This window comes from Nonomuraea longispora (assembly GCF_004348345.1).
GTDB lineage: Bacteria > Actinomycetota > Actinomycetes > Streptosporangiales > Streptosporangiaceae > Nonomuraea > Nonomuraea longispora.
Genome location: NZ_SMJZ01000036.1, coordinates 1 through 14,897 on the forward strand (window position 1 = coordinate 1; position 14,897 = coordinate 14,897).

Annotated in this window: 16 protein-coding genes; 7 read left to right on the forward strand and 9 right to left on the reverse strand. The window is 69.5% G+C overall.

The genetic code is table 11. The annotated features are described in order from the left end of the window. Together E1267_RS46300 and E1267_RS46305 are read right to left on the reverse strand one after the other, a co-directional pair. Window positions 1-393 (reverse strand): hypothetical protein (locus E1267_RS46300; RefSeq protein WP_246063792.1); only part of this gene is annotated, 393 nt, incomplete at its 3' end. Between the two features lie 382 nt (window positions 394-775). Continuing rightward, entirely contained in the window at window positions 776-1,078 is a 303-nt protein-coding gene (locus E1267_RS46305) for a type 1 periplasmic-binding domain-containing protein (RefSeq protein WP_246063794.1), read from the reverse strand. A 320-nt stretch (window positions 1,079-1,398) separates the two neighbouring features. On the opposite strand from E1267_RS46305, the gene E1267_RS12300 reads away from it, so the two are divergent. The 3 genes from E1267_RS12300 to E1267_RS12310 are packed head-to-tail and all read left to right on the forward strand — an operon-like array spanning window position 1,399 to window position 4,450. Beyond that, window positions 1,399-2,730: an ABC transporter substrate-binding protein gene (locus E1267_RS12300; protein ID WP_132332563.1), complete on the forward strand. Its 1,332-nt coding sequence runs from the start codon at window positions 1,399-1,401 to the stop codon at window positions 2,728-2,730. Beyond that, on the forward strand, window positions 2,730-3,644 hold the full coding sequence (locus E1267_RS12305) for a carbohydrate ABC transporter permease (protein ID WP_132332564.1): 915 nt from the start codon (window positions 2,730-2,732) through the stop codon (window positions 3,642-3,644). The genes E1267_RS12300 and E1267_RS12305 overlap by 1 nt, the downstream gene beginning before the upstream one ends. Continuing rightward, window positions 3,641-4,450 carry a carbohydrate ABC transporter permease gene (locus tag E1267_RS12310; protein WP_132332565.1) on the forward strand — a complete coding sequence of 270 codons (810 nt, stop codon included), beginning with the start codon at window positions 3,641-3,643 and terminating at the stop codon, window positions 4,448-4,450. The genes E1267_RS12305 and E1267_RS12310 overlap by 4 nt, the downstream gene beginning before the upstream one ends. Before the next feature lie 113 nt (window positions 4,451-4,563). Here E1267_RS12310 and E1267_RS12315 read toward each other — a convergent pair whose 3' ends face one another. Then, window positions 4,564-5,145, reverse strand: coding sequence for a copper chaperone PCu(A)C (locus E1267_RS12315; protein ID WP_132332566.1), 582 nt, complete (start codon window positions 5,143-5,145; stop codon window positions 4,564-4,566). Window positions 5,146-5,325: 180 nt separating this feature from the next. Here E1267_RS12315 and E1267_RS12320 point away from each other — a divergent pair, with 180 nt between their 5' ends. Then, window positions 5,326-6,648, forward strand: coding sequence for an MFS transporter (locus E1267_RS12320; RefSeq protein ID WP_132332567.1), 1,323 nt, complete (start codon window positions 5,326-5,328; stop codon window positions 6,646-6,648). Window positions 6,649-6,906: 258 nt separating this feature from the next. Next, window positions 6,907-7,293, forward strand: coding sequence for a hypothetical protein (locus E1267_RS12325; RefSeq protein WP_132332568.1), 387 nt, complete (start codon window positions 6,907-6,909; stop codon window positions 7,291-7,293). Between the two features lie 82 nt (window positions 7,294-7,375). Here the strand turns inward: E1267_RS12325 and E1267_RS12330 are convergent, their stop codons facing one another. Both E1267_RS12330 and E1267_RS12335 read right to left on the reverse strand, forming a co-directional pair. Next, window positions 7,376-7,606, reverse strand: coding sequence for a hypothetical protein (locus E1267_RS12330; RefSeq protein ID WP_132332569.1), 231 nt, complete (start codon window positions 7,604-7,606; stop codon window positions 7,376-7,378). A 229-nt stretch (window positions 7,607-7,835) separates the two neighbouring features. Beyond that, window positions 7,836-8,240, reverse strand: a complete 405-nt coding sequence (locus E1267_RS12335; protein WP_132332570.1) for a RidA family protein — start codon at window positions 8,238-8,240, stop codon at window positions 7,836-7,838. 114 nt (window positions 8,241-8,354) lie between these two features. On the opposite strand from E1267_RS12335, the gene E1267_RS12340 reads away from it, so the two are divergent. Together E1267_RS12340 and E1267_RS12345 are read left to right on the forward strand one after the other, a co-directional pair. Next, window positions 8,355-8,801, forward strand: a complete 447-nt coding sequence (locus E1267_RS12340; protein ID WP_132332571.1) for a DUF4383 domain-containing protein — start codon at window positions 8,355-8,357, stop codon at window positions 8,799-8,801. 129 nt (window positions 8,802-8,930) lie between these two features. Then, window positions 8,931-9,392: a hypothetical protein gene (locus E1267_RS12345; protein ID WP_132332572.1), complete on the forward strand. Its 462-nt coding sequence runs from the start codon at window positions 8,931-8,933 to the stop codon at window positions 9,390-9,392. Between the two features lie 58 nt (window positions 9,393-9,450). On the opposite strand, the gene ctaD is transcribed toward E1267_RS12345, so the two are convergent. The 4 genes from ctaD to E1267_RS44260 all read right to left on the reverse strand — a co-directional run bounded on the left by ctaD (window position 9,451) and on the right by E1267_RS44260 (window position 14,801). After that, window positions 9,451-11,148 (reverse strand): aa3-type cytochrome oxidase subunit I, encoded by a 1,698-nt coding sequence (gene ctaD / locus E1267_RS12350; protein ID WP_132332573.1) that lies wholly within the window; start codon window positions 11,146-11,148, stop codon window positions 9,451-9,453. Window positions 11,149-11,330: 182 nt separating this feature from the next. Next, on the reverse strand, window positions 11,331-13,412 hold the full coding sequence (locus E1267_RS12355; protein ID WP_132332574.1) for a SpoIIE family protein phosphatase: 2,082 nt from the start codon (window positions 13,410-13,412) through the stop codon (window positions 11,331-11,333). Window positions 13,413-13,608: 196 nt separating this feature from the next. Next, window positions 13,609-14,571 carry a phosphotransferase enzyme family protein gene (locus E1267_RS12360; protein WP_132332575.1) on the reverse strand — a complete coding sequence of 321 codons (963 nt, stop codon included), beginning with the start codon at window positions 14,569-14,571 and terminating at the stop codon, window positions 13,609-13,611. Window positions 14,572-14,639: 68 nt separating this feature from the next. Beyond that, the gene (locus E1267_RS44260) at window positions 14,640-14,801 is read right to left on the reverse strand and encodes a hypothetical protein (protein WP_165959576.1); all 162 of its coding nucleotides are present in this window, start codon (window positions 14,799-14,801) and stop codon (window positions 14,640-14,642) included. Window positions 14,802-14,897 lie beyond the last annotated feature (96 nt).

Below are 14,897 nucleotides of genomic sequence, written 5' to 3' on the forward strand. Positions count from 1 at the left end.
GGGTGGTTCGGGCTGATCGGGCATGCGGGCCTCGGCCGTGGCCGATGCGGTCTCCCCGGCCTGCGCCTGCTCCCAGAGCCCCCGCCACTCGCGCCTGACCTGCTCGGGGTCGCGGCCGAGTCGGTGGACCGCCAGGACCCTGACGAACTCCCACGTCGTCTCCCAGCTCGGCAGCGTGCTGCCCCGGGCGGCGGCCGCCAGGGACGACTTCGAGGCCGCCGCGCCGAGGCGGGTGGCCATGTCGGCGAACGACGGGTCGCCCGCCTCCGACTTGAGCTCCCAGAGGCGGTGGGCGAGCAGCGCGACGGGACCGGCGCCGGGGTCAGGCCTGATCGCCCGGCGCCCGCGCCGGGATCCTGTGCCTTCGTCCTGTGGCCCGGAGGACTCCGCCATCCCACCCCTGCTTCGGTCGAGCGCCCGTGCGGCTGGGGAGCCGCACCACGTCCAGACGGAACGAGGCTATCAAAGGTGGTCTCGTCGGAACGTTCCCCGGCGGACAGGGCCCCGGCCGGGTGGATGCCACCGCGAATCCGCTCGGCCGGGGTCCAGGCGCCTCGGCGGCGAGCGCCCAGGCGATCAGGGGCGGCGCCGGGAGTGCTTGCAGCGGTTGTGGAAGTGGACGGTGACGCCGCGGTGCCGTCGTCGCCGTAGGAGTAGCGGAAGCACCTGTCGTTTCGGTGCTTTCCTAGCCCACTTTTGCCCGCCGTCCCGGCCGGTGCCAAGCCCTCAATGTCCGAACATTGTCCAGTGACTCTTGGACAAATGATTCCGCAGGTCAGAGGGGAAATGGCCGGGCGTCGCGCATGGCGGGGAATTCGCCGTACGGGCTGCTTTCGCGTGGCGTCAGCCGGTAAGGGACGCGTACCTCTATGGGCTCGCTGAGCGCGAGCGGGCTGAACAGCAGGCCGTCGATCAGGTTGGACCGGATGTCTCCGACGACGAGCCGTTCCCTTGCGGGATCGCCCTGGGTCTGGTCGACGAGCACGGTCCAGTCCCGCCGGCCGGCGGCGGAGATGACGTGGGTGGCAAGTTCGGCGACGTAGGGGTTGTCCAGGTCGGGAACGGCCAGGGCGACCACGCCGGAGCGGCCGGTCCGCAGATTCCTGGCCGAGAGGTTGGGCCGGTAGGACAGCTCGGTGATGGCGGCCTCGACCCGGGCCCTGGTGGCCGCGGCTGACGTGCGGATGGCCGTTGACCACGTTGGAGACGGTCTTGATCGACGCTTCGGCGCGCTCCGCGACGTCCTTGAGCCTCGCCCGCACTCTCCGGCCCCCTTCCACCGCCGACGACCCTCACAACCCGCTTTACAACGCTGTAACGACTTTCGCCGCGCCTGTTTACAACGTTAGAACGAACGATGTAGAACGGGGCAACATCACATGGGCAGGAGTGATTGACATGTCCCTGGAGAGCCTGACCCGGCGGCGCGCGCTCGGCCTCGGCCTCGGCGCGATGGTGCTCGCCGGATGCGGCGGGGGCGGCGGCCCGAAGCAGGCGGCCCAGCAGTCGAGCGGACCGGCCACGGCGGCGCCCACCAGCTACACGGGGCCCGCGGTGTCCCTCGCCTTCTGGAACGGGTTCACCGGCGGCGACGGGCCGTTCATGAAGCGGCTCGTCGAGCAGTTCAACAGCGCCCACCCGAACATCAAGATCACGATGAACGTCTATCAATGGTCCGACTACTACTCGAAGGTGCCGGCGGCGGTGTCCGCCGGGCGGGGGCCCGACCTCGGCATCATGCACGTCGACAGCGTCGCCACCAACGCCGCCCGGCAGGTGGTGCTGCCGCTCGACGACGTGGCCACCTCGCTCAGCCTGACCGAGGCGGACTTCTCGCCCCCCGTCTGGCAGGCCGGCGTCTACAAGGGCGCGCGCTACTCCATCCCGCTCGACGTGCACCCGCTCGGCATGTTCTACAACAAGACCGTTCTGTCCAAGGCCGGGCTCGACCCGGACAACCCGCCCAAGACCGGCGAGGAATACCTGGCCGCGCTGGAAACCCTGAAGAAGGCCGGTGTGCAGGGCCACTGGGCCACGCCGTTCCCCTTCACCGGGAGCATGCAGTTCGGCAGCCTGCTCCACCAGTTCGGCGGCCGGCTGTTCGCCGACGACGCCGGCGTCTCCCGCTTCGCCGAGGAGCCCGGGGTGCAGGCGCTGACCTGGCTGGTCGAGCTGGTCAACAAGGGCCACAGCCCGAAGAACGTGGGCCAGGACGCCGACTTCATCGCCCTGCAGAACGGCAAGGCCGCCTTCAACTGGAACGGCATCTGGTCCATCAACACGCTGCGCGAGCACAAGGACCTGGAGTGGGGCGTGGCGCCGCTGCCCCAGGTCGGCACCGAGCCCGCCGCATGGGCCGGCTCGCACCAGTTCGTGATCTTCAAGCAGCGCCGGCCCGACCAGAACAAGCTGACCGCCGCCAAGGTGTTCATCAACTGGATCAGCGGCCACTCCATCGAGTGGGCCAAGGCCGGTCAGGTTCCCGCCCGCAAGACCATCCGCGAGAGCGCGGAGTTCAAGGAGCTGAAGGAGCAGGCGGCGATCGGCTCCCAGATCGACCACCTGTACTTCCTGCCGCCCGTGGCCGGCATCGGCGACGCCTCCGCGGTGGTCGATGAGGCCGTAAACGCGGCCGTCCTGCTGAAGAAGAGTCCCAAGGACGCCCTCACCGAGGCCGCGGCCAAGGCGGACAAGGTCCTGGAGCAGAACCGGAAGAAGTACGGCGCCTGATGGTCTCGCTCACCCTGAAGGGGGCCGCGTCCCGCACGGCCACCGTCGTTCCCCGGTCGGGACGGGCCACCCCCTACCTCTTCCTGGCCCCCTACCTGCTGCTCTTCGTCGTGTTCGTGCTGGCTCCGGCGATCTACGGGATCTGGATCAGCCTGCACGACTGGGACTACCTGCTGGAGGCCAGGCCGTTCGTCGGTCTGGACAACTACGCCGCCCTGCTCGACCCCGCCTCGGCGGTCTACGCCGACTTCTGGATGTCGATGCGGGCCACCGGCATCTTCACGCTGTTCAGCGTGCCGTTCCTGGTGGTGCTGCCGCTCGGGCTGGCGCTGCTGCTCCACCGGCCGTTCAGGGGCCGGACGTTCTTCCGCGGGCTGTTCTTCGCGCCGTACGTGCTCGGTGTGGCCGTGGTCAGCCTGATGTGGCGGCTGCTGCTCGACCCGAACCTGGGGCTGATCGACTGGCTGCTCGGCATCGACATCGGTTGGACGACGTCGCTGCCCTGGGCGTGGATCGCGCTGGTCGGCGTGACCGTCTGGTGGACGATCGGCTTCAACGGCGTGATCTACCTCGCCGGCATGCAGGACATCCCGCGCGACCTCTATGACGCGGCCAAGGTGGACGGAGCCGGCAAGTGGGCCGAGTTCCGCCACGTGACGCTGCCCGGCCTGCGGCCCGTCGGGTTGTTCGTGGTCACCACGACGATCCTGGCCTCGGCCAACATGTTCGGCCAGTCGTACCTGTTGACGCAGGGAGCGCCGGGCGGCGAGACCAGGACGGCGATCTACTACATCCTCGACCAGGGCCTCAGCCAGTACAAGATGGGCAGCGCCGCCGCCATGAGCTACGTGCTGACGCTCGCCCTGATCCTGGTCAGCGTGCTCAACTTCCGCCTGTTCAGGAGGCGCTCGTGAAGCGCTACACACTGCTCGCCGCGCTGGCCGTGGTGTTCGTGGCGCCACTGCTGTGGGCGCTCGGCACCTCGCTGAAGAGCCAGTCGGAGGCCACGAGGATGCCGCCGACGTTGTTCCCGACCGAACCCGTCACCAGGGCGTACGGCACGATCTTCGAGGGCACGACGCAGACCCCGGTGCTGCGCTGGTTCGCCAACAGCCTGATCGCGGCCACCCTGCACATGCTGCTCGTCCTGGCGGTCTCGTCGCTGGCCGCGTACGCGCTGGCCAGGCTGGAGTTCCGGGGCAAGCGGCTGATGTTCGTCGTCATCGTCAGCACGCTGCTGGTGCCGGGGTTCGTCTTCCTCATCCCGCAGTTCCTCATCATCGACCAACTGGGCTGGCTCGACAGCCTGACCGCGCTGATCGTGCCGGGCGCGGCAGGCGCGTTCGGGGTGTTCTTCCTGCGCCAGTTCTTCCTCGGTCTGCCTCGCGAGCTCGACGAGGCCGCGCTGGTCGAGGGGGCCAACCACTGGCAGATCTTCACCAGGATCACGCTGCCGCTGTCGAAGCCGGCGCTGGCCACGCTGGCGGTGCTGAGCTTCCTGGCCAACTGGAACGACTTCATCTGGCCGATCTTCGTGATCTTCAGCCCGGAGTACTTCACGCTCCCGCCAGGGTTGTCGATCCTCCAGGGCGCCTACACGATCGACTACCCGGTGATCATGGCTGGTGCCGTGCTGGCCGGCGTTCCGGTGCTGATCCTGTTCGCGCTGACCCAGCGCTACGTCATCGAGGGCATCTCCCGCAGCGGGCTGAAAGGCTGAAGGATCTGCTCCATGCACTCCAGGTGGGTCCCGGTGAACACCCGATGCCGGAACTCGGTCACGAGAACCACACGGCGCGGTCTGGGCTGGAGCAGGCCGGATGCCAGGCGCGGTCAGGGGTTGTCCATGCCGGGTGAGCGGGAGCTGCCCGGTGTGCCGGTGCCGTTGCCGGTGGACGTCGGCGACGGGCTCGGCGGGGCCGTGCCGGCCGACGTGGGCGACGGCGGGCTCGCGGGCGACGGCGTCAGACGGGCGAAGTGGCCCGTACGCGGCTTGACCGGCACGGTAACCCGGAAGGGAGGCGCCCCGCGGAAGCTGAACGTCAGCGGGACCGCCCCGCCCCGGATGCCGCTGGCCGTGGCGAGAGGCTGCTCGCGCGTGCCGACGGGCTGGCCGGGAGGCAGGTTGATGGGGCCGGGCAACTGCACGGAGCCACCACCTTCGACGGTGATCCGTTCCAGTTGCAGCTGTTTGTCGCCCGCGTTGATCAGCACGCCGTACAGGGGGAACTGCGGCGGGGGTTTGGCCGGGTCGGCGCCGCCCAGGAGGAAGGCGTTGCGCAGGCGCACACCGTTCTGCCAGTCGGCGTTGGTGCCGTCGTTCTGCGGATGCCACTGCACGGTGTCGATCCCCAGCTTCGCGCATCCGCTGGCCGCCAGCGCCAGGGCGACCATGGCAGAGACGATGGGACGCATCGCACCCAACCCCTTTCGGCACCTCCGTCGTAGCCGGTCGCTACCCTTGACGGTCCCGCCGAACCGCCGCCGCTCCGAAACCCCTGCGTACGCGGGGATCGCGGGGAAAAGAGCTTGGTGACCATCGGCGATGCGTCCTGTAGCGTCGCGGGTAACGCGGCACTACCGGAGGAGCGGTAGATGGCAGAGGACCAGCGACTCGACGCGACGGATCAGCAGAAGCGACAGCAGGTGGTCCGGGCGGTGGTCGCCTCCGCCGTCGGCACCTCGATCGAATGGTACGACTTCTTCCTGTACGGCTTCGCCGCCAGCACCATCTTCGCGGAGCTGTTCTTCCCCACGAACGACCCGACGACCGGCCTGCTGCTCGCCCTCGGCACCTACTTCGGAGGGTTCGCCGCCCGCCCGATCGGCGCGGCGATCTTCGGCCACTACGGTGACCGCATCGGCCGCAAGGCGACCCTCATCATCACGCTGATGACGATGGGCATCGCCACCGCCCTCGTCGGCCTGGTGCCCACCTACGCCCAGATCGGCATCTGGGGCGGCATTTTGCTGACGCTGCTCCGCCTGCTCCAGGGGATCAGCGTCGGCGGCGAATGGGGCGGGTCCGTGCTTCTCGCCACGGAGTGGGGCAAGACGCGCGGCGGCCGGCGCGGCTTCCTGGGCAGCTGGCCGCAGTTCGGGGTCCCGGTCGGGCTCGTGCTCGGCTATCTCGCGCTGCAGGTCTTCCAGCCGCTCGACCCCTACTGGGGCTGGCGCATCCCGTTCCTGCTCAGCATCGTGATGGCCGCGGTCGGCCTCTACATCAGGCTCGGCATCCTGGAGACGCCCGTCTTCACCAAGGTCCTGCGGGAGAACAAGGTCGAGCGCGTCCCCGTACGCCAGGTCATCGTGAAGAACTGGAGGGAGATCGCGCTGAGCGCGCTGCTGCGCACGGGCCAGCAGGCGCCGTTCTACATCTTCACCGTCTTCATCCTCACCTACGCCACCAGGACGCTCGGCTTCGAGGCGAGCGACGTCTACCTGTACGTCATCGTCGCGGGCGTCGTCTCGCTGTTCACCGTGCCGTTCTGGGGCTACATCTCCGACGTGGTCGGCCGCCGGCGGCTCTACATCATCGGCGCCGCGGCCATGGTGATCTGGTCGTTCATCTACTGGCCGCTGCTCGACACCCGGGTGCCCGCGCTGGTGTTCCTGGCCATCGTGGCGGCCGCGCCCATCCACGACATCCAGTACGGCCCCCAGGCCACGTTCATCGCCGAGAGCTTCACGGGCCGCTTACGCTACAGCGGCGCCTCGCTCGGCTACCAGCTGGCCTCGGTCACGGCGGGCGGGCCCGCTCCCCTGATCGCCGTCTGGCTGTACGCCACGTACGAGAGCTCGTTCGCCATCGCCGTCTACATGGCGATCTGCGGCCTGATCAGCGTGGCCGCCGCGTACGCGCTGAAGGACCGTGCCCACATGGACTACGCGGTCGAGTACGACGAGGCCGGTCCCTAGCGGCATGCTTCGACGATCCTCGAAAGGAGAGCCGGCCTCCCGCTCGTGCGCCTAGGGTCGGGCGGGAGGCCGTACGGCTTGCCGATCGGGGGAAGGAAGCCGACATCACCATGCAAGCGAGCCCCTGCGCGCGCTGTGGAGCTCCGGTCCTGGCCGACGGGAACGCGCCGGGATGGTGGGTGGACCAGTGGAACGGGCGGCACTGCGGGGGCGACCCCCGCTTCCCGCACCTGGCGCCGCGGAAGAAGCAGGGCAACGGTGTCCATCGGCTACCGCACCCACGACCGTGACGAGGACGGCGTGATGAGAGAGGTCTCCGTCGTGGCCTCGACGCACGCCGAGAACAGGGGCACCACGGTCAAGAACACCGCGGCCCTGGCCGTCGACGCGTTCGAGATCGCGGTGATCCACCTGTGGCCCGGCAACAAGAAGCTGCAGAGCGAGGCGAAGCGAGCCCTCGCCGAGGCGCAGCGCCAGTGCAAGCCGGACCACGATCCGGAGTCGGTGCCGCTCTCGATCGGCTACACGGTAGGGTGCGGGGCCCCCATTCCCGTCGTGGTGAACAACAAGGAGGGCACGCCGGTCATGACCATCACGCAGTCGGTGGACATCTCGATCCCCTACGGCTACGGCTGGGACGACTGACGCGCGAGGTCAGACCAGGCCGACCACCCGTTCTTGACCGTGTGGAACTCCCCGACGGGCAGCAGGCCGATGCCCAGGAAGATCAACCGAGGACGCCGACGACGACCGCCGTGCCCCCGCCGCCCTCCACCTGGCCGGTGAACGCCGAGTAGATCGAGAGGAGCCCGATCCCGCCCGCGACGGCGGCGCCGACCAGCACTGGGGCCTTGGTGTCGCTGCCGACGTCGATCACCACGGGAGGCGGTGCCGCGCCGGGCCCCTGTTGCGGTGGGTACGGGCTGGGGAACGGTGGTTGCCGGGAGCCATAGGTCATGGACGTGCACGTTAGTGCGGGTAGTTCCTACCTCCGCACGTTCCGTAGTTTTGCGAAGAGTCGTGGCCGCGTGCCGGTCCGTCAGAGCAGAAGGTTGATGACGATCGTCAGCAGGATCGACAGGACGATCGAGATAGCGATCATGGTCAGGCATCCGGCCCACCCTCCGAGGGGCCGGACCTCCCGGTTTCCGAGGCGCATGACCGGCGGCTACCCGCCCGTGGCGGAGCTAAGCGATCACGGCTACGGCTTCGACCTCGACGAGCTGGTGGACGTACCCCAGCACGGTGACGCCCAGCAGCGTGCTGGGCACGTCGTGCGCCCCCATGTACTCCCGGTAGACCTGCCAGGCCGTCACCAGGTCGGCCTGGCGCGACGAGGCGACGTAGACGGTGGTCTTGACGATGTCGGTCAGGGAGGCCCCCGCGGCGTCGAGCGCGGAGACGAGGTTGCGCATCACCTGATGGGTCTGCTCCGCGTAGTCGCCCGGCGCCACCGTCGCTCCCTGAGCGTCGAGCGGGCAGGCGCCCGCCAGCCAGATGGTGCGCGCCGGCGCGTCCACCGCCGCCGCGTAGGCGTATTCGACGTCCCGCGTGAGCCGGTCGTCACGGATCAGCCTCACACCTGTGCTCATTACCTCTCCATCGCCGCGTGGGTCTCGTGCGCCGCCCCACGATACGCAGGCCGGCGTGCGACTTATCCGCCGGGGCGAGGGTAGCGGAAAACGACCAACCCAAGGAGGCTCACGATGAGTACTTCGCACAAATCGGCCACGCGCTCGCCGGTGCAGGTAGCCGCGCTGGTCGTCGGCCTGGTGTTCCTGCTCGTCGGGGTGCTCGGATTCATCCCGGGCATCACCACCAACTACGGCGACATGCAGTTCGCCAGCCACCACTCCGAGGCGATGTTGCTCGGCATCTTCCAGGTGTCGATCCTGCACAACATCGTGCACCTGCTCTTCGGAGTCGCCGGTGTCATGCTGGCCCGTTCGTGGTCGGGCGCGCGGGCGTACCTGATCGTCGGCGGCATCATCTACCTGGTGCTCTGGCTGTACGGCCTGCTCATCAACCAGGAGAGCGCGGCCAACTTCGTCCCGCTCAACACCGCCGACAACTGGCTCCATCTGTTCCTGGGCGTCGGCATGATCGCGCTGGGGGTGCTGTTGACCCGCGGCCGCGCGGCGGTCACGCGCTGACCCGAGCGGTGTGCAGGGACGCGACGTACCTACGCACCCGCATACGGGTAGCGATATAGGTGTTTTTCACGTCTCATCCCTCGGCGGGCGACGGGCATGCTTTGAGCGTGTCACCAGAGGGGAGGGGCCATGCTGCGAACCACCGAGCAGTCGCAGAACGCCCGTATGAGTCTGGACGCCCTGTCCGGGAACCGGTTGCTCGCCTTGAAGGACGGATTCGCCCTGCGGGCCGGCTGGGGCGGTGACGAGCAGGTGGTCACCTGGGAGTTGTCTGCGACGCAGTCCGCGGTGCCGAGCGCCCGGCGGATGGTCGCGAGCCGGCTGCGGGCATGGGGCCTGCGGGATCGGGCCGAGGCCGTCGAGACGCTGGCCGGCGAACTGGTCGACCAGGCGTTGCGGCTCGCCGCGGGCAAGATCCTTGTCAGCCTGTCCGCCGAGGACGGATTGTGCAGGTGCGAGGTCGAGCAGTGCCCCCGTCCGGACGGTCGGACGCGGAATCTGCTCGACCGCCTGGCCTGCTGCTGGGGTGTCGTCCGGACGGCCGGCGGGGAGGCCGTCTGGTTCGAGCTTCCCGAAGCCGGGAGTCGCTGACCCCCTCCGCACCCGGGCCGGGACCGGCCCTGCCGGCCCCGGCCCATGGGTGCGGCGTTCAGGTGTCGCGTTTCGCCTGCTCGATCTCCTCGTCGTGCTGAGGGCGCCACATGTGCGGATAGTGCAGGTCGAAGGCCGGCCGTTCGGAGCGGATGCGCGGCATGGACGTGAAGTTGTGCCGCGGCGGCGGGCAGGAGGTGGTCCATTCCAGGGAGTTGCCGAAGCCCCACGGGTCGTCCACGGTGACCCGCGCGCCGCTGCGCGCGGTCTTCCAGACGTTGTAGAGGAACGGCAGCGTCGACAGGCCGAGGATGAAGGCGCCGATCGAGGAGATCAGGTGCAGGTCGGTGAACTGGTCGATGGCGCTGTAGTCGGCGTAGCGCCGGGGCATCCCGGCCACGCCCAGCCAGTGCTGCACGAGGAACGTCGTGTGGAAGCCGACGAACAACGTCCAGAAGTGCCAGACGCCGAGCCGGTTGTCCAGCATCTTGCCGGTCATCTTCGGCCACCAGAAGTAGAACCCGGCGAACATCGCGAACACGACGGTGCCGAACACCACGTAGTGGAAGTGCGCCACGACGAAGTACGAGTCGTGCGTCTGGAAGTCGAGCGGCGGCGAGCCCAGGATGACCCCGGTCAGCCCGCCCAGCAGGAACGTCACCAGGAAGCCGACGGCGAACAACATCGGCGCCTCGAAGCTCAGGTGCCCGCGCCACATCGTGCCGATCCAGTTGAAGAACTTGACGCCCGTCGGCACCGCGATGAGGAACGTCATGAATGAGAAGAACGGCAGCAGCACCTGCCCGGTCGCGAACATGTGGTGCGCCCAGACCGTCATCGACAGCCCGGAGATGGCGATGGTGGCGCCCACGAGGCCGATGTAGCCGAAGATCGGCTTGCGGCTGAAGACCGGGATGACCTCGGTGATGATGCCGAAGAACGGCAGCGCGATGATGTAGACCTCGGGGTGGCCGAAGAACCAGAACAGATGCTGCCACAGCAGCGGCCCGCCGTTCTCCGGCAGGTAGATCTGCGTACCCAGCTTGCGGTCCGCCTCCAGCGCCAGCAGCGCGGCGGCCAGCACGGGGAACGCCATCAGCACGAGCATGCTGGTCAGCAGCACGTTCCAGGTGAAGATCGGCATGCGGAACATGGTCATGCCGGGCGCGCGCATGCACACGATGGTGGTGAAGAAGTTCACCGAGCCCAGGATGGTCCCCAGACCCGACAGGGTCAGGCCCATGATCCACAGGTCGCCCCCCGTGATGGGGCTGTAGACCAAGTCCGACAGCGGCGTGTACCCCGTCCAGCCGAAGTCGGCCGCCCCGTCGGCGGTGGAGAACCCGCTCACCACCATCAGCCCGCCGAACAGGAACAACCAGAAGCTGACCGCGTTCAGCCGGGGGAAGGCGACGTCCGGTGCTCCGATCTGCAGCGGCATGATGACGTTGGCGAATCCGGCGAACAGCGGCGTGGCGAACAGCAGCATCATGATCGTGCCGTGCATGGTGAACAGCTGGTTGTACTGCTGCGTGCTGACCAGTTGCAGCCCCGGTTGGGCCAGTTCCCCCCGGATGACCAGAGCCATGAGACCGGCCAGGAGGAAGAAGGAGAACGAGGCGATCAGATACATGTAGCCGATCACCTTGTGATCGGTCGTGGCCAGCCAGACCGCGATGAGCCTGCCCTTGCGCCGGACCCGTGACGGCTCCGGCGGCGAGGCGAGCGGCTCTTCCCGGGGCTTGAAGGTGGTCATGTATGATCTCCGTCTATCCAGCGGGCATCGGCCGGCCACGCGCCGTGTACGAAGCGTGTGCCCCGCCACCTGCATGACCAGCGTTCGCTACCCTGGCCCTCCTGCGCGAATCGCCGCCATACCGCGTGACGGACGATCCGTTACGCCGCCATGAGAGACGGCCGTCCGCGGGGAGAACCGCTTCACCGGTTCTCGACCGGCGCCCGGCCCTTCGCCTCCTGCCGGGCGGGCGGCTCGGGCAGGCGCAGCGCGATCATGGCCACGTCGTCGTCCGCTGACAGCGGCAGGGCGCTCAGCAGCTCGTCACAGAACCGGTCGAGAGGCGCGTGGGCAAGCGCGCACGCGTGCCTGCGCAGCCGTTCCAGGCCCTCGTCGAGATGCTCGTCGTGCCGTTCCACGAGCCCGTCGGTGTAGAGCAGCAGCGTGCACAGCGGAGGGAGCGGCACCCGCGCGGACACGGACCGGGAGTCGTACGGGATGCCGAGCAGCGGGTTGGCGCCGTCCTCAAGGAAACGTCCCTGCCCGTCGCCGGTGATCAAAAGGGGCGGCGGATGGCCGGCCACCGAGTAGTTCAGCCGGTGACCGCCCTCGCCCTTCTCCACCCTGGCCAGCACACACGTCGCGGTCTCCTCGCAGTAGAGGGTCTTCATCGCGATGTTGAGCCGGGCGAGAATCTCTCCCGGAGGCTCCTGCCGGTCCACGACCAGCCCTCTGAGCATGTTGCGCAGCTGGCCCATGGCGACCGCGGCGCGCAGGTCGTGGCCCGCGACGTCGCCGATGGCGAGCACAGTGGCGCCGTCGGGCAGCACGAACGAGTCGTACCAGTCGCCGCCCACGTCGGCGGCGGCGGGGCTGGCGCGGTAGCGCGCGGCGATCTGCATGCCGGGCACCCGCGGCGGCTGCGCCAGCAGGCTGTGCTGCAGCGCCACCGCGATCTTGTGCGTGCGCTGGAACCGCATCGCGCTGCTCAGGCTGTCATGGGCCTGCTCGATCACCTCGCGGAGCATGGCGACGGTGCTCTGGCTGACCGGCGCGCGGTCACCGCAGGCCGCCACCGTGACCACCGCCGCCAGCGTGCCGTCGATCACGACGGGCAGGAAGGCGAGGCTGTTGGCCTCGGTGGCCTCCAGCCACGTGCGCGTGCCCACCGGTACGAGATCGCCCAGCTCCGATCCGGGGGCGAACGTCGTACGGAAGGGGCGCCGCCGGCGTACCACGGCGGCGAACCCGCTGTCGGAGGCCAGGCGTTCCTCGCTGAACGGAGGAAGCCTGGGCAGCCCGGCACGGGCCGCGGTGGCGATGCGCTCGACCACGAAGTCGCCTCCTCGCGCCAGCCCGTCGGCCAGATCGATCACCAGGTGCACGCTGCACCCGTCGGCCAGGTCGGGCACGATGACGTTCGCCAGCGCGCCGAGCATGCCCTCCAGGTTCGTCCGGTCGGCCGTCGCCGCCGCGGCGGAGTCGAGCAGTCGCTGGCGCCGCTGCTCCTGCCACTGCTGCTCGATGTCGGTGCAGGTGCCCACCCACTCCACCAGGTGGCCGTCCTCCTGGATCGGCACGGCACGCGCCTGGAAATGCCGGTACGTGCCGTCGACCGTGCGGAGCCGGTAGACGTGCTTCCACACCTCGGAGACCTCCTTGATCGCGCGGTTCCACGACGACTGCGTGGAGGCCCGGTCGTCCGGGTGCACGGCGTTCATCCAGCCGTCGTCGCGGAAGTCGTCCCACGACTGGCCGGTCACCCGCTCCCATCCCGGACTCGGCTCGGTCGCCAGGCCGCCCGGGTCGGCCACCCAGACGATCTGGGCGCTCACCCGGACCAGGCTCTGGTATCGCCGCAGGATGCGGCGGCGCTCGTCGGCCACCGCCTGCAGCCGCTGCGCCACGGTGACCTGGTCGGTGACGTCCAGGAAGACCGCGAGGACGCCGTACGTGCCGTCATCGAAGGCGATCCGCGAGAGGCTGAAGGTGAAGAAGCGCTCGCGGTCCTCCGCGGCCTCACCCCCGGGGGCGTCGGTGCGGACGACCGGCCTGCCCGTTCGCAGCACCTGGTCGAAGATGCGGACGTAGTCCTCCTGGGCCACGCGGGGGAAGGCGTCCCTCAGCGGCGACCCGATCGGCCGCTCACCGAACAACGACCGGTACGTCTCATTCGTGTACAGCAGCCGGTGGTCGGGACCACGGGTCACCGCGACCCCCACGGGCGCCGGCTCCAGCACCTCGAAGGTCAGACCACTCACCCGCCGCCCGTAGACACCGTCCATTGCGACTTCCCCCGATGACGCCGTTCACGGTGATTCGCGAGCCCGTCTTGCCCCTACCCGTTCCAGCCGCGACGGGAACCCGGCAGGTCACGGCGCCGGCCCGCCTGACGCCCCGGACATCCCGGCGCGCGGGGAGGAACGCGCCCGCGCCCTGTGCGACGTCGCGCTCCGGTGCCCCCGCACAGGTCCAGGACGGTCAGCGCAGTGGGAACCGGTCCGCGTCCACCGTGGCGAGATCGCGCAGGAAGCCGCGTTGGCGGGGGTTGTCCGGGTCGTTCCACTCGTCGGCGTCAACCAACGTCCACACCCCCCACTCCAGGAGCATGTAGCGCACGGCCACCGGCCACACGGCCAGCTCGGCCTCGGTGAGCCGGACGTGGCGCCGGTACGCCGAGGAGAAGGCCGACCACTCACCGGCCGTGAAGAGCCGGGGCGGGGCGGTGGCCATCTCGTTGTGGAACAGCAGCGCGGCCAGCGCCAGGTCGAGCACGCGCGGCGCGCACTCGGCGTTGTCGGGGTCGACCAGTACGGGTGCGCCGCCGGCGTACACCAGGTTGTTCGCCTTGAAGTCCATCGACACCGCGGCCCGCGGGAGCCCGCCGTCCCGCACCGGCGGCAGTGTACGCGCCATGAACGACTCCAGCCACGGCTCCATGCGCGCCATCACCTCGTCGCGCAGGTCGGGCGCGTGCTCGCCCAGCACCTGCCGCAGCCCGGTGACGTCCTCCTCGACCGAGGCCGCGTCATGGTCGGGCCAGCCGAACTCCGGCATGCCGTCCACGGCGGGCCGGGCGGCGTGGATGCGTCCCAGGAGATCGCCCGCGGCGGCCACGTCGTGCGCGGAGCCGGTGTACGGGCGACCGCCGACCCACGGGTAGGCCACCCAGAACCGATCGCCGACCCGGGCCGGGTTGTCCACGGGCAGGGGGAGCGGGGTGACCACGCCGACGCCCTGCCCGGCCAGCGCCTCCACCCACCGGGCGATCGCGTCCGCGGCCGTCGCGGGGCCCGTGGTCCGCTTGATCACCGACTTGCCGCCGTTGAGCCGGACGGGGAAGACGGGAGCGTACGGATAGCAGGACTGCTCCGGCCTGTCCGCATCGTCGACGGCGAAGTGCTTGAAGACGTCGGCATAGCCGGCCGCCTGCTCGTAGGCCATGGGTGCTCCTGAAGGTCCGGGGCGATCTCGCACAAGGTAGCCCGAACCCGCATGGCGCGGGCAACCGCTTATCGGGCGGGCGCCGGTGGCTCGGGCACGTCCCCGCCCGCAGGGTAGGTCCAGCGGCGCCCGGCGGCCACGTCCACCAGCGCCTCGTGCCCGCCGAAGCGGGACATCGCGCGCCCGAGGTTCTCCCCGATCGTCTCGCCCAGCAGCGGAACACCGGACACGCCCGAGGCCTACGAGAGCAGTGCGTCACCCATGGGAACAGCCTCCCGCCAGGATCGGCCCGCTGACCAGCCCCGCCGGGGGATGGGCGGGGCCAG